The organism is Pseudomonas caricapapayae (assembly GCF_001400735.1).
Classification (GTDB): Bacteria; Pseudomonadota; Gammaproteobacteria; order Pseudomonadales; family Pseudomonadaceae; genus Aquipseudomonas; species Aquipseudomonas caricapapayae.
In genome coordinates this window covers 65,153-79,177 of the sequence record NZ_LJPW01000038.1, presented here as the reverse complement: position 1 = coordinate 79,177, position 14,025 = coordinate 65,153, and the positions used below count along the sequence as shown (strand labels likewise).

General features: G+C 58.9%; 15 protein-coding genes and 1 pseudogene. 7 read left to right on the top strand and 9 right to left on the bottom strand.

What is annotated here, in order from left to right; all coding sequences use genetic code 11:
- The first annotated feature begins 8 nt into the window (after positions 1-8).
- From ALO80_RS04805 to ALO80_RS04780, 6 genes are all read left to right on the top strand, one after another.
- The gene (locus ALO80_RS04805; protein WP_055008139.1) at positions 9-767 is read left to right on the top strand and encodes a DeoR/GlpR family DNA-binding transcription regulator; all 759 of its coding nucleotides are present in this window, start codon (positions 9-11) and stop codon (positions 765-767) included.
- Positions 745-2,025, top strand: a complete 1,281-nt coding sequence (locus ALO80_RS04800) for a M20 family metallo-hydrolase (protein WP_055008138.1) — start codon at positions 745-747, stop codon at positions 2,023-2,025. The genes ALO80_RS04805 and ALO80_RS04800 overlap by 23 nt, the downstream gene beginning before the upstream one ends.
- Before the next feature lie 9 nt (positions 2,026-2,034).
- Positions 2,035-2,988: an aminoglycoside phosphotransferase family protein gene (locus ALO80_RS04795; RefSeq protein WP_055008137.1), complete on the top strand. Its 954-nt coding sequence runs from the start codon at positions 2,035-2,037 to the stop codon at positions 2,986-2,988.
- Entirely contained in the window at positions 2,985-3,920 is a 936-nt protein-coding gene (locus ALO80_RS04790) for a choline kinase family protein (protein WP_055008136.1), read from the top strand. Before ALO80_RS04795 ends, ALO80_RS04790 begins: the two co-directional genes overlap by 4 nt.
- A gap of 137 nt (positions 3,921-4,057) precedes the next feature.
- Entirely contained in the window at positions 4,058-4,318 is a 261-nt protein-coding gene (locus tag ALO80_RS04785) for a hypothetical protein (RefSeq protein WP_055008135.1), read from the top strand.
- Positions 4,315-5,844, top strand: a complete 1,530-nt coding sequence (locus ALO80_RS04780; RefSeq protein WP_055008134.1) for a sodium:solute symporter family protein — start codon at positions 4,315-4,317, stop codon at positions 5,842-5,844. The genes ALO80_RS04785 and ALO80_RS04780 overlap by 4 nt, the downstream gene beginning before the upstream one ends.
- Here ALO80_RS04780 and ALO80_RS04775 read toward each other — a convergent pair.
- Positions 5,842-6,192: pseudogene (locus ALO80_RS04775) on the bottom strand (LysR family transcriptional regulator); the annotation flags it as partial. The gene ALO80_RS04780 and the pseudogene ALO80_RS04775 overlap by 3 nt on opposite strands.
- Positions 6,193-6,208: 16 nt before the next feature.
- Entirely contained in the window at positions 6,209-6,928 is a 720-nt protein-coding gene (locus ALO80_RS04770; RefSeq protein ID WP_055008133.1) for a pirin family protein, read from the bottom strand.
- A gap of 112 nt (positions 6,929-7,040) precedes the next feature.
- On the opposite strand from ALO80_RS04770, the gene ALO80_RS04765 reads away from it, so the two are divergent.
- Positions 7,041-7,952: a LysR family transcriptional regulator gene (locus ALO80_RS04765; RefSeq protein WP_055008132.1), complete on the top strand. Its 912-nt coding sequence runs from the start codon at positions 7,041-7,043 to the stop codon at positions 7,950-7,952.
- Positions 7,953-7,982: 30 nt separating this feature from the next.
- Here ALO80_RS04765 and ALO80_RS04760 read toward each other — a convergent pair whose 3' ends face one another.
- The 7 genes from ALO80_RS04760 to ALO80_RS04730 all read right to left on the bottom strand — a co-directional run bounded on the left by ALO80_RS04760 (position 7,983) and on the right by ALO80_RS04730 (position 13,908).
- A complete protein-coding gene (locus tag ALO80_RS04760) occupies positions 7,983-8,432 on the bottom strand; it encodes a helix-turn-helix domain-containing protein (RefSeq protein ID WP_055008131.1) in 450 nt (149 codons plus the stop codon).
- A 281-nt stretch (positions 8,433-8,713) separates the two neighbouring features.
- Positions 8,714-9,337, bottom strand: a complete 624-nt coding sequence (locus tag ALO80_RS04755; protein ID WP_054988247.1) for a PqiC family protein — start codon at positions 9,335-9,337, stop codon at positions 8,714-8,716.
- Positions 9,334-11,013, bottom strand: a complete 1,680-nt coding sequence (locus ALO80_RS04750) for a PqiB family protein (protein ID WP_055008130.1) — start codon at positions 11,011-11,013, stop codon at positions 9,334-9,336. The genes ALO80_RS04755 and ALO80_RS04750 overlap by 4 nt, the downstream gene beginning before the upstream one ends.
- Positions 11,006-11,620, bottom strand: coding sequence for a paraquat-inducible protein A (locus ALO80_RS04745; RefSeq protein WP_054988249.1), 615 nt, complete (start codon positions 11,618-11,620; stop codon positions 11,006-11,008). The genes ALO80_RS04750 and ALO80_RS04745 overlap by 8 nt, the downstream gene beginning before the upstream one ends.
- Entirely contained in the window at positions 11,617-12,246 is a 630-nt protein-coding gene (locus tag ALO80_RS04740) for a paraquat-inducible protein A (protein ID WP_055008129.1), read from the bottom strand. Before ALO80_RS04740 ends, ALO80_RS04745 begins: the two co-directional genes overlap by 4 nt.
- Positions 12,247-12,506: 260 nt before the next feature.
- Positions 12,507-12,806 carry a protealysin inhibitor emfourin gene (locus ALO80_RS04735; RefSeq protein ID WP_054988251.1) on the bottom strand — a complete coding sequence of 100 codons (300 nt, stop codon included), beginning with the start codon at positions 12,804-12,806 and terminating at the stop codon, positions 12,507-12,509.
- A gap of 31 nt (positions 12,807-12,837) precedes the next feature.
- The gene (locus ALO80_RS04730; RefSeq protein ID WP_055008128.1) at positions 12,838-13,908 is read right to left on the bottom strand and encodes a M4 family metallopeptidase; all 1,071 of its coding nucleotides are present in this window, start codon (positions 13,906-13,908) and stop codon (positions 12,838-12,840) included.
- Positions 13,909-14,025 lie beyond the last annotated feature (117 nt).

Sequence of the window (14,025 nt, the reverse complement as noted above, 5' to 3'; positions counted from 1 at the left end):
TCACCCCTATGCTCAACCAGCCGCGTCTGGACGAAATCATGCGCCTGCTCGGCCAGCAACAGCGGGTCAAGGCGTCGGACCTTGCGCAATTGTTGTTCGTGTCCGAAGAGACTATCCGTCGCGACTTCAAGCATCTGGAAGAAGAGGGCCGTTTAAGAAGAATTCACGGCGGCGCGATTCTGCCCAGATCCAGCGAAGAATTGCCTTTACAGGAACGCAGCAGGCTCAAGCCCCGCGCCAAGGCGGGTATCGCTACACGCGCTGCGCAACTGGTCAGCGAGGGCATGGCGATCTTTCTCGACACCGGCACTTCGACCCTGGCACTGGCCCAGCAACTGACACGGTTCAATCAGTTGAAGATCATCACCAACTCGCTGGACATCGCTCAGTTGATATCGCACCAGAGCGATAATCAGGTGCTGGTTGCGCCCGGCGATGTGCGGCGTACCGACAACGCCTTGATCGGGCCGCACACGCTGGAGTTCGCCCGACAGTTCCATTACGACATTGCATTCATGGGCATCGGCGGCATAGACCTGGACCTCGGACTGATGGACTACCAGGAACCCGAGGCCATGTTGCGCAGGACGCTGGTCAGGCACTGCACGCGCAGCGTTGTGCTGGCCGACGACGGCAAATTCGGTCATCGCACCTTTATCAATACCCTGCCGTTTGCCGCGATCACGACCCTGGTCACCAATCGCACGTTAGCCGACGAGTTTGTGACACGCCTGGAGAAAGATCATGTCGATACCCTCTACCCCTGAGCTGATCGAACCGGGTGCAGTCGATCTGGCAGCGTTCGAAGCCCTGTTTCGGCAAAGCTCGGCCATTGGTGCGACGCCCGCGGGCGGCCTGCACCGGTTGGCGGCATCGGCCGAAGACGGTCGGGTGCGCGACCTGTTTCGGGACTGGCTGAACGAGCATGGGTTTGAAGTGCGCGTCGATGCGATTGGCAACATGTTCGGTCTCATGACGTTTGATCCCGACGCGCCGTATGTGCTGTGTGGCTCACACCTGGACAGCCAGCCGAGCGCAGGGCGTTTCGACGGCGTATACGGTGTGCTTGCCGGTGCTGTGGCGGTGTCCGGTCTGACGCGGCAACTGCGTGAGCGCGACGAAACCCCGTGCTGCAATCTGGCGGTCGTCAACTGGACCAACGAGGAGGGCGCACGCTTTCAGCCCAGCCTGATCGGCAGCGGCGTATTCACCGGCGCTCTGGCGCTGGACACTGCCTGGGAAAGCCGTGACGGGGATGGCGTCCGTTTGAAGGATGCGCTGCAGGCCATCGGCTATCTGGGTAGCGATCACGTCGATTTGAATATCGCCGGGTATGTCGAAATTCATGTCGAGCAGGGCGCTGGCCTGGAAAGCAGCCAGACGGCGATCGGTGTGGTGCGGGAAACCTGGGCCGCGCTCAAACGACGGGTCCGCTTCGACGGCGAGCAGAACCACACCGGCCCCACGCCGATGGCCGCTCGCCGGGATGCGTTGCTGGCTGCCGCACACACCATCACGGCGGTGCGCGAAGAGGCCGGACAACACGGCCTGCAGATGCACAGCTCGGTAGGGCGTATCGAGGTTTACCCCAATTCACCTAATGTAGTGCCGTCGCGGGTGTCGCTGCTGATCGAGTACCGATCCCGCGATGTCGATCTGCTCAGTGCTGCGGCAGGGCGCCTGGATTCCACGATGCACGCTATCGCTGACAGAACCCTGACCGGGTTTGAAGTGGAAAGCAGCGTGTTGCGCCCGCCTGCAAGGCTGCATGAAGGGTTTGCGGCACTGGCGCACTCGGTAGGCGTCGAGCTGGGTTTGTCGACCGCCGACAGCCAGACCGTCGCCGGCCACGATGCAATCAGCATGAACCGTCACTACCCGGTGTGTCTGCTGTTCATCCCCAGCAGCAATGGCGTTTCCCATAACGAGGCCGAATACACCAGCGATCAGGACATGCGCAACGGTTTGCGCATGCTGACTGGTTTGCTGTATCGGGCTTGCAGCTCATCCCATTCGTTTCGTTGAGGGCCGACCATGTCCTATGCCGACGACTTGACCGCACGCCTGCTCGGCGCACTGGCAAACTGCGGGTTCGACGCCGACGCTGACACTGCTGTCGTCACTCAGGGTGTTGCATCGCCCTCCAGGCTGTCGACCGAGTGGACGGGGTTTCGGGTAAACGCTGCACAGGGCGGTGCATACGCAAAGGTGCTGCATGCCGACATGGCGCAACTGATCGATATCGAGTGTGCGGCGCAGGCCAGCGAATATGCAGGCCGCACGAGTGCTGCGCCGCGCTTGCTGGGCACCGACAAGGCCAATGGCGTGCTGATCTTCGAGGACCTGGGTGTGAACTGGCGTGCTGCCCGGCTCGATGACCTGCTTGCGCCGGGCCGGCTTCAGGAGCTATGGGCGCTGAAGCGACAGGTCCATGCCGGTCCTGCGCCTGATTTTGTGCGCTCGCCGATGGCGGATATCGAGCGGCTTCGCGCGCTGTGCGAACGTGACAATGTTGCACTGCCAGCCGAACATCAGTGGATCGACCGTTGCGTCGACATGGTCTGGCAGGCGTTACAGTTCCGCCCTGTGCAGGCAGTTCCGGTGCATGGCGATGGCGTGGCCAGCAACGTCATGGTGTCAAGTGAAGGCCGGTTGCGCCTTGTGGATTTTGACTATGGCGGCTGCACGGACCCGTGGTATGACGTTGCGATCACCCTGAATGAACTTTATTCGTTCGAAAGCCAGTGGCGCGAAGGGATCAGCGCGTGGGCCGGGCAGTGCCTGGAAGTCGATTATGCCGTCTGCAGGCTGTATGCACTGATCAACGACTGGTATTGGACATTGTGGGGGCTCTGGGCGGGTACGACGTCCTCACGGCCACTGGAGTTTTCCAAAGTCGGGCAATGGACATTGCTGCGTTGTCGGCAGTGCGTTCAGGACCCGCGGCTGGAAGGCTGGATGCGTCAGGTTCAGGAGGGTAGAGCATGAAAACGTTAGGGCAGTCCGTGAGTACCCAGGAGCAACAGCTGGAAGCCGCAGTGCGCAGTATCGACAGCTGGCGGGGACGACGCGTCGGCTACGAGCCGGTCAGCGGCGGTATCTCCAACACCAACTGGCGGGTCGAGGTCGAGGGTGCCGATACGGCTTATTTTTTCAAGGTGCCGGGTGCCGGTACAGAAATGTTCATCGACCGCCACACCGCTCACGAAGCCAGCGTGAAGGCCGCGCAAACCGGCTATGGCGCGCCGGTGTTTGCGTTTCTCGAAGCATTCGGTGTCGAAGTGTTCGAGTTCATGGAGGGCTGGCGCGCATCGTCCAATCATGACTTCCTGCAGTGCGACATACGTCACGGTGCCTTGCACGGACTCAAGGCGTTCAATGATCAGCCGCTGCTGAAACAGACCAAGACAGTGTTCGACATGATTGCCGAACACCAGAGCCAGGTGGCCGAACTACAGGGCGTCAAGCCTCTGGACGATGATTGGCTGTGCTTGCAATATCAGCGTGCGAAAGCTGCTTTGCAAGCCTCCGGAATTGATTTGGCGCCGTGCATGAACGACACGCTGGCCGGCAATTTCATGCTCAACGCGGATCGTCAGATTCGCCTGGTGGATTTCGAATACGCCTCCAATAACGATCGCCATTACGAACTGGCGCTGTGGTTCGGCGAGATGTTTTTCAGCGACGACATGGAGCTGGCGCTGCTCGAGGATTACTTCGGTCAGGTCAGTGTGCAAACCCTCGCGCGGATCAAACTCAACAAGGCACTGGCAGATATCAAATGGTCGACCTGGGCGATGGTCCAGCATGCGGTGTCGCAACTGGACTTCGATTTCTACAAGTACGGCACCTGGAAGCATATGCGCGCGCGCAGCATCATCAATGACTCGCACTGGGAGACCTGGTTGCGGCAGGCATGAACCGTCTTTTCCAGTCATACCTGTAACAAGCACTGCCACTAATAAGAAAGTAGCGGGTGACCGCGTGTTCCTTTTACTGCTTGAGTTTTATCCGATCACTTATCCATAGCCCGATCCTGAAATTCAAGGAGCACTCCATGAGTAACGTTCCGTCCTCTGAACATCCCGGCCGCCTGAAAAATCGGGTGTTCGCCCTGTACTTCTTCGCGCTGTTGATGATGGCGCTGTTTCCACCGTTTTATCTCAAGGTCAGCGGCAGCACGGTTGTGGTGCTCGGTATTCCATTGCCGATCTTCTACTGGATTCTGATCGCCGTGCTCATGGGGCTGGGCCTGTGGATGCTTTATATGGTCGAGTCTCTGCTGGGTGAAATTCCACAAGAGGGGGACGGGTTATGATCAGCACGGCCACGGTTTCGGACCTGTACATTACATTCGGCCTGATCGGCGTGTTCCTGGCGGGCATGATCGCAGTGCTGTATGCAACCAATCGCAAGAGCGAAAGTTTTTCCGACTACGCGGTGGGCGGCCGTTCCTACGGTCCCTGGTTTATCGCCATGTGCTACACCAATTCCTGGTGGCCGGGCGCTACCTTCACGGCATTCTTTGCCCTCTCTGTCGGTGGCGCACTGGGCTTTTATGGCATGGTCTACGCCACGCTCGGGGTAACGGCCATGTACCTGATGGCCAATCGTGCCTGGACCTGGGGCAAGCGTTTCAACCTGACCACCCAGCCGGATTTGCTGGGCATGCGTTTCAACAGCCCGGTAGTCAAACGCATCGCATCGATCATTGGCATCATCTCGGTATTCCCCTGGGTGGTGATGGGTATTCAGGCCCTTGCAACCCTCTTTCAGTTCGCCAGCTTTGGCCGCTGGGGCGTCACCACCTGCCTGCTGGTCGGGGTGGCAGTGATCCTGATCCGCCAATACTGGACGGTGAGCATGGGCATGCGCGGCCTGATCATGACTGATATGTATCAGGGGCTGATCGCCTATGTGCTGTGCGCCGCGCTGTGCATCTTCCTGCTGTTCGGCGCTCAGGCATCGTTCGCCAATCTGTCACATTTGCCCGCCAGCATGCTGGTGATTCCAGGCGGACCTGGCAGTACCTATGGGCCGATGTATATGTTCAGCCTGATCTTTACCGGCGTGATCGGCTCGATGTGCTGGCCCATGAGCTTTCAGCGTATCTACACCGCCAGCGGGGTGCGCTCGGTGAAGAAGGGCACGCTGCTGACCATCCTGCTGGTAGGTGGTTTTTACGGCATTCTGATGCTGTTCGCCGCCGCGATCAGCCAGGACCCGAACGTGGCCGCGCATCCGCAGCACGGCTGGTTTCTGTCATTGTTCGACATTGGCGGGCCGTGGTTGCTCGGGGTGGCAATCATGATCGTTCTGGCGGCCAGTATCGGCCATGTCGACGGCTGTGTTCAGGTGTGCGGCACGCAGTTTGCCAATGACCTGGCGACGTGGAGCAAGCCGCGTACCGATCGCGAGAAGACCGTTCTTGCCAAAGCGGGGATGGTGATTTTCATTGCGGCGGCGTCATTGCTGGCTTACCTGACCTTCGACTATGCCCGCCTGCAATTGCTGGCGCAGATTTCCTACCAGGGCATCATCCAGTTGGCCGTGCCGCTGTTTTTCGGGGTCTTCAGTCGGCGTGGCAACAAGCAAGGCGCGATCGCCGGCATGCTGGTGGGGATTGTGATCGCCATCGTGCTGACCACGATCTACCCGGATGACATTCCTGCACTGGGCTCGTTGACCAGTGGCATCGTCGGTCTGATCTTCAATGCGGGCATTTTTGTGGTGTGTGCCATTGTGATCAAACCGAGTGCGGAAGAAGTCAGACGCGTCGACGAGTTGTTCGCCATGGCGACACCAGCGCGTCGCAGCGCCGGCCCTGCTGTGGCGATGGGCTGAAGCCGCATCCAGGCGAATATCGGGGTAGGTTTGCAGGGAAGGTGTGATGAGCGACGGCAGCACCAGTCTGGCTGCACTCACGGGAACGTTCAGTCTCAGCGTTCCTGATCGGCGATCACGAAAATCGTTGACCACATCCAGGGCCGATTCCACTTCGCCAAGCGCAGGCACGATGCGCTCCATCAGTTAGGCACCCGCCTCGGTCGGTGCCACGCTGCGGGTGGTGCGGTTGAGCAACCGCACCCCAAGCCGTCCTTCCATGCGGCGAATGGCATCGCCGAGGCTAGAGGCGGATTTGCCATTGATCCGCGCGGCTTCCCGAAATCCGCCGGCGTTGACCACCGCCATCAATGCCGTTGGGCAATCAGAGCCTGCCTTGCTCGCGCAGCAGTGCGCCAATCCGCTCTATTTCCAGTTCGCCCTGAGCAAGCGCGGCTTTACTGGTGTGCACTGAGTAATAGCCTGTGACCAGGTCGTGCGGGTGCTTGACTGCTGATCCCAGCACAAAATGGGTGTCGCCTTTTGCGACAAAATCGATAGGGCGATCCGACTCCTCGAAAACGGCCAGTTCGCCAGCGCTGATCGGGCCGCCTGCGTCCAGGTGGCCGCTGTTGATCGCCAGCCAGCCGACCGTATGACCCGCAGGCGGCGTGTAGCGCCAGTGCTCGCCATCTTTAAGCTGGACGGCCAGATAGTTCATGCCCTCAGGTGCCGGCAAGCTGCTTCTTGCCGCGCCATAACGACCGAGCAGCACCTTCGCCGGACCTTGTTGCGTCACCTGCGAGGCGGCCAGATAAACGCTTTGCGCGGGGCCGTTTTCTTGCGCTGCGGGCAAGGCTATCCATAACTGAAAGCCTGTAATCGGAGCATCGCTTACCGGCTGGGCGTCATGCCACACGCCATTGCCTGCGCTCATCCATTCCACACCGCCGTCTGGCAATATGCCGGATTGGTCAAGAAATACGAAGGGCTTCAACAGTTGTCCCAGATCGCCTGGACTCATAAGGCGAGTAATCGGGCCTCTGCTTTTGCCGGTAGTGCGGCGGATGATGGCGCGTGGCTGGATGCTGACAATGGTGTTCATAGCGTTGTCCTCTGGGCTTCGATGCCTGAGCGCAAAGAATAAGCCTCTCTGGATTGCTTGATTAGTCGGTATAGTTGGTTTGGACTAATCCATAAATAGAAGGAATTCGACCGTGGCGCTCGATCTCAATGATGTCGCCCTGTTTGTGCAGGTTGTGCGCAGCGACAGCTTTGCGCAGGCGGCGAGGCATTTGGGGATGCCCTCCAATACGGTCAGTCGACGGATCCAGCAGTTGGAAACACACCTAGGCACTCGATTATTGCAGCGTTCGACACGCAAGCTGGTTCTTACTCAGGCGGGGGAGGACTTCTACGAACGCTGTGTGGGCGCTGTCGATGGTTTGATGGACGCCGGCGAGCAAATTATTTCAGGTCTTGAGGAGCCTGGCGGTCGGCTGCGTATCGCCGCGATGGCAGATTTTTTCGATTTTTTCTCGATGGAGTGGCTGGCCGATTTTCTTGCCCGGTATCCACGGGTGCAGGTGGAGTTCGTGCTCAGCGATGACCGCGCCGACCTGATCGCAGACCGGCTGGACATAGCGTTTCGCGGCGGGCCCTTGCAGGATTCGGGCTACGTAGGGCGTCAACTGATCGAAGAAGGACATGACTGCATGGTTGCCAGTCCGTCTTACATCGCCACGCACGGTATGCCGGATTCGCTGCACAGTCTGCACGGGCATTACTGTGTGAGCACGGCGTACCCTGGCGGGAGCACTGTCTGGCGACTGCGCGGGCCGGACGCGAAAATGCATGAGGTGCAGATTGCCAGCCGATTCAATGCCAACACCGCGCAGGCATTGCGTAAAGCTACCCTGGCAGGGCTTGGCATCGCGCTGTTGCCGGCGATTCTGATCCGCTCGGATCTTCGCGACGGGCGACTGGTCCCGGTGCTGGAAGAATACCAACGCACCAGTCACGGCCTGCATGTTCTCTATCCCAGCCGGCAACATTTACCGTTGGCGGTATCGGCATTCATGGACTTGGTGATGGATAAACTCAGGGACAAGACGTTTCCGGCGCAATGAGTCGCTCTGGCTGAGCGACGCATGCCGGCGTTACTTCAATCCGGAGGTCATGTAGATCAGCCGGACAGTCGCAATGGTAATTGCCTCTGCGTCGTTCTTGATATTTTCCAGCTGATCGCTGTCCACATTGCTGACGCCTGCATTCGATTCAATCAGGCGGGTGAAGTGGTAGAGGTTCTGAGTCACGTCGTGCAGGTTGCCATGCAGGCGTGCAACCACACGGTTCAAAGGGGCGCAGGCCGGGCTGTCCGCAGCTGTTGACGAGGGGGCATTTCGTGCAGTGCTGAGGCCGGTCACCACATAGGCCACATCCACGCCTGCGTTCGAGATGCTCGACAGGTAGTCCGCCCGGGGGGAGCGCACACCGTTTTCGTAATTGCCCTGAGCGTTGGTTTCTACGCCGCCTATCGCGCCCAGTGCGCTTTGCGACAGCTTGAGGCGCAGCCGTTCCTTTTTGAGCCGTGGTCCGATCCCTGTCATCCGTTTGTCCTCGATAGGCTGTCCACGAAAAGCTTGGGGCTTGTCGCAACAATCAGGGTTAACAAGCGTTTCTGGCATTCGCCGGTAAGACCCTCCCGCGTGCCCGAGACGTTGCGTATTCAGGGCGATCAGGTACTAACGTGCCAGACAGGCGGAAGAGTGTACGTATGAATCACACAGGGTGATACATTTTTGTACTGAATTGAACGATTTCGAGCAGCGCTTCGTGAGAGGGATTTCAGCTGTGACAGGGAGGTCTTTTCGCAGACCTCCCGATCGTCTTACAGGCAGCGAGAAGCTGTCCGGGCTGTCCAGCTCGCGGCGGTGGCGGCGATCTTGTCAGCTAACCGGGACACGGCTTTCTGGTGGGCAATAATCAGGTTTTCCATGCCTTCACCCGCCTGCTCGCGGATCACACTGCTGCACGTCAGGCTCTGTCGCTTGCTGCCAGCGGTGGCACCTGCATCGCGAAGACCCAGTGTCCATACCACGTCAATCAGCGCGTAATTGCCAGGCATCGACTCGAAGCGCCGCACATCCGTACGGATCGACAACACGGGTTGATCGCTGTTTTTCGGCAGGCCGGCCATGTCGCGGCTGCCGAAACGACGTTCAAGTTGCGGGGTCAGCGCATCGTGAAACTCGTCACCCAGCGGTGATCCCCAGCGCTCGGTGTCCAGGATCGCCAGGCTGCCGTTACCCTGACGAACCACCAGCGGCGGCTGATCGACCTGCACCGGCATGATGACCGGCAGCATCTCGAACTGGAACGGCATGGGGCTGGCCGCTGCAGGACTGGTCGCGGCCATCGGCGCGATCAGGGTGTAATAGTGGGTCTGCGTCGATGTGCAGGCACCCAGGCCCAGTGCTGCGGCGAGTACCACCAGTTTCAGGCGCAAGGTCATTGTTTTGGCTCCAGATCGATGGCTCGGGATGAGGACGGGGCGTTGAACGAGCGTGGAGCAGCATCGCCCGTGCGGCCGCGAATCAGCGATTCAGGATGACGGCTGAGGAAGTCAGTCAGTACCCTGACCGAACGCGCGGTACGTTGTACTTCATCCAGTGCCTGACCCAGCTGTTGACGCGCAGGTGAATCTTCAGCGAACGAGTCGTTGGCAGTGCCCAGGGTTTTCTCGGCCTGTTGCAAGGTGCCACGCATCTGCGGCAGGACGCTGCTGTTGACCTGTTTGAGGGTTTTCTGCAGCTCGCTCAGCGTACCGTTGAGGTTGCCGGCCAGTTGGTCGATTGGCAACTTGCTGAGCTTCTCGACAAACGCCTGCAGTTGTTCTTGCAGCTTGTCGAAGCTGCCGGGCACTGTCGGAATTTCCAGCGGCCGAGCCTTGGCGTTGAATGCTACTTTAGGTGCCTTCGGATCGAACTCCATGGCGATGTACAACTGCCCGGTCAGCAGATTGCCGTTGCGTACCTGGGCCCGAAGTCCGTTCGCAACAAATGCGCCCAATACCCTGGCAGACTGCTCCTCGTCATCACCTGTACCCCCGAGCTCCTTGAGTTTGGTCTCGGCGGCTCCCAGACGCTTGGGATAGATCACCGCGCCAACGATGCCGGGGAAAGTCTTGGTAGCCGGATCGTAGTCCAGGTCAACCGACACGACCTTGCCGATATTGACGCCCAGAAAGTCCACCGCAGCATTTACGGTCAGGCCGCGAAGCGATTGATTGAAACGCATGCGAATGTAGCGTGGCTCGCCATCGGGAGGTGCCATCGCTGTGGTCTGGTCATCGAATATCTTGAATTCGGCGTTCTCGTCGGCCAGTTTCGCATCAGGGCTCCAGTTGGGTTCGCGGAAAGCGATGCCGCCGGAGATGATCGAGGTCAGGGACTGGGTATTGACCTTCACTCCCGACGCGCCGACCGTGATGTCCACACCGCTGGCGTTCCAGAAGCGTGTGTCGGTCGTGATGTATTGATCGTTCGGCGCATTGATGAAGATCTGAATGTCGACCCCGCGACCGTCCTTGGAAAGCTCGTAGCCAACCACCTGACCGACCTGAATGCGTCGGTAGTAGATAGGCGAGCCAATATCCAGCGAGCCCAGATCATCGGTATGCAGCTTGAAGCGCTTGCCTTTTTCACCGAACGTGACGGGGGGCGGCGTTTCCAGACCGGTGAAGCTGGTTTTGGTCTCCTCGGAACTGCCAGCGTCGGCACCGATGAAAGCACCTGACAGCAGAGTGTCTACGCCCGATACGCCGTGCGCGCCAATCCGCGGTCGCACGACCCAGAACTGACTGTCGATTCTCGTGAACGGCGTGGCGCTGGTGTTCAGATCGATGCTGGCCAGGACATGCGTACGGTCTTCACTGAGGGTGATATCCGTGACCATGCCGATGATCACGTTTTTGTATTTGACCTGCGTCTTGTTGGCTTCAAGGCCTTCTGCGGTCAGGAAACTCACGGTGATTTTCGGGCCGATGTTCATCCAGTCATGCAAGGCCATGGAAACACCGATGACCGCTGCAATGATCGGCACCAGCCAGATCAGCGAGACGCGCAGGCGACGACGTTTGACTTCAGGGCGTGGCACTGAAGCAGGTGGGGGGAGGGTACTGTCAGACATCTTCAACCTCTGCGTCCCAGATAAGCCGGGGATCGAAACTCATGGCGGCGAACATCGTCATCACCACTACCAAGCCAAAAAACAGAATACCGATCCGCGGCTCGATGGTGCTGAGCTCGCGAAACTGAACCAGAGACGCCACCAGCGCCACAACCAGCACATCGAGCATCGACCAGTAGCCGATCAGTTCGATGAAGCGGTAAAGACGTGCGCGCTCGCGCATCGCCCAGGTGCTGCGGCGCTGACAGGTGATCAGCAGCATGCCCAGTACCAGGAACTTGATACAGGGCACCAGAACGCTGGCGACGAAAATCAGGATGGCAATGTCCCAGGAACCGCTTTCGAAGAACTCCAGTACACCACTCATGATGGTGCTTTCGCTGCGGTTGCCCAGCAGGTTGGTGTACATCACCGGCAGCACATTGGCTGGAATGTAGAAAATCAGTGCGGCGATCAGATACGCCCAGGTGCGGCTGATACTGTTGGGCTTGCGCCTGTGCACCGGTGAATCACAGCGCGGGCAATGAGCGGTGCCCTCCTGGCAGGCATAACCACAGGTATGGCACAGACAGAGCTTGTGTTCGTGGGCGAAAGGGATGCCGTTCATTGCGGCTGTACTCTCAGTTCATCCCACAACCGGCGGATGTCCTTGTTGGCTATCAGCAGAATCAGCACCATCAACATGGCCATCGCCCAGAGCCCTACACCGGGATGTACATCGAGCATGCCGGACAGCTTGATGATCGCCACCAGAATGCCGAGCATGCACACTTCGAGCATGCTCCAGGGCCGCAGGTGTTCCAGGGCGCGCATGCAGGTTCTGAAGCCGGGCGCGATGATGCCCCTGTGCGCGTGCACCAGCACCCAGAAGAGCAGGGCGATCTGCAGGAGAGGTGCAAAGATGATCGACAGACCGGCGACCAGCGCAATGATTGTGATCCGTCCCTGAGCCAGCGCTTCAACCGATTGCCAGAGCGTGACCTCGTTGGTCAGCCCCTTCATGCTGATGCTGATCACGGGGAAAATATTGGCGAATATAAAGAGCATGGCTGCGGCGATGGTCAGCGCCAGTAATTGCTCGATGGTCATTCGGTGGCCGCGACCCAGCAGCGCCTCGCAACGAAGACAGAATGCTGCTTCACCGGGCTTTAGCGGTTGCGCTTCGTACAGCGAGTCGCAATGCTCGCAGATGATCAGGCCAGGAGAGTCTTCAGTTGGATGCACAGTGCTCATCGACGCCATTGATGCAGAGGTAAGGGGTGAGAACGCGAAGCACGAAAAGATACCTCGTTAACGGCAATGTGAAGCGTTTTTTTTGTACTGGCCACGCAACATACCGGTACAAATCATTGACCGCACCGGCAGTGGGTGGTTCACATGTCATAGAGCCATTATTCCATGCGGAAACCATGAGGGCGAATTTGTCGGCACCGATGCCTTCAACAGGCCGTTAAAAGGTATCGGCGCCTCCAGGTTGTTCGGGCAGGCCTGTCTCAGAGCTTGCCGGGCTTCACGCGCTGCTTGAGAAACCCGAGCAACTGGCGGGCGGACGCTGGTACGTTATGTTCGTCGAACGTCAGGCAGATTTCCCTGGCCTCATCCTCGATGGTGATCTCGTATTGATTCAGATCCCGCGCGTCTTCATTAAACGCGCTGGCGGACTGGTTCAGGCCGCTATCACTTACCAGCCGCTGCAATTGCTCTGCTTCCGGCTGTTCAAGGGTTGCCGTATCGACTTCACAGCGTTTGACAGCGCCCGCAAAACCGCCGGATTGCACTAGACAGACCTTCATTTCAAGCACCTTTGTGGTGGTTACGCCTCGGCTACACCTTGACCCCGACTTCTTTCCAGGCTGCCTGCACGGCTTTTTTGGCTTTGGGGCCGAAGCGCGGGTCCGAAGCGATTTTTATGCTGGCTCTGGCGCAATCGACGAATTGGCTGTCAGAGGCCAGCTCCAGCATCGTTTCATACCAGATTCTGCCCGCCACTTCCCAGGCATTTCCGCCGAGCGCCTTGGCGGCCAGCACGAATGCCCGGTTGGGAATGCCCGAGTTGATATGTACGCCGCCGCGATCCTTGGCACCGGTGTACAGGTCGGCCATCGTTGCCGGTTGCGGGTCGTCGCCCAGGTCAGGGTCGTTGGAATAGGCGGTGCCGGGTTTTTCCATATCGCGAATTCCGCGTCGCGTCGGCGCAGGCACCAGCAATTCCTTACCCACCACCCAGTCCGACTCGGCGGCGCTGGTGCCTTGTTTCCATTGACGAACCAGCATGCCGAAGACATCGGCGAAATGCTCGTTCAAAGCTCCCGACTGTCCTCGGTAATCCAGATTGGAGGTGAAGCTCTGTACGCCGTGCGTCAGTTCATGGCCTATTACTTCAAGGCTGCCGGTGAAGCGCTTGAAGACCAGGTCATCACCGTCACCGTAGGCCATCTGGCTGCCATTCCAATACGCATTGCTCAGCGGCACATGGTCACCATTGAAGTCCACCTCGGCAACATGCACGGTCGATACCAGCGACATACCGCTGTCGTCCAGCGAATTGCGCTCGAACAGCTCTGCGTAGAAGTCGTAGACATCGCCAGAACCATCGTAGGCTTCATCGGTTGCCTCGTCGCCAGTCGGCGCCTGACCCTCTTTGCGAGCGACAGCGCCTGGAAGGTCGTCAGTACCTTTGGCATCGTGGATCATTCGGTGCTTTCGGCCGTCGGGCGATTTGATTGCGTGCATGGACGGCATGCTTCGAGCGGACAGACGAGACGCGAGGAACGCGGAACTGCTCGTCAGGTTGGCGATGGCCCGGGTGCTGACCAGGGTCTTTGGAGATTGCGCCATACGCTCGAGCATGTAAGGCGGAATGAAGCAATGTAGTGGGTTTCGGTCGTCGCACATGATGAACTCCTGTTCTAATGCACCGATGGCGGCAAGCCACCGATCAACATGGTCGCAGGCGTTTGACACTTCATGTCACGTTAATGTGCGAAGAAATATCCGATTACATGACCAGTG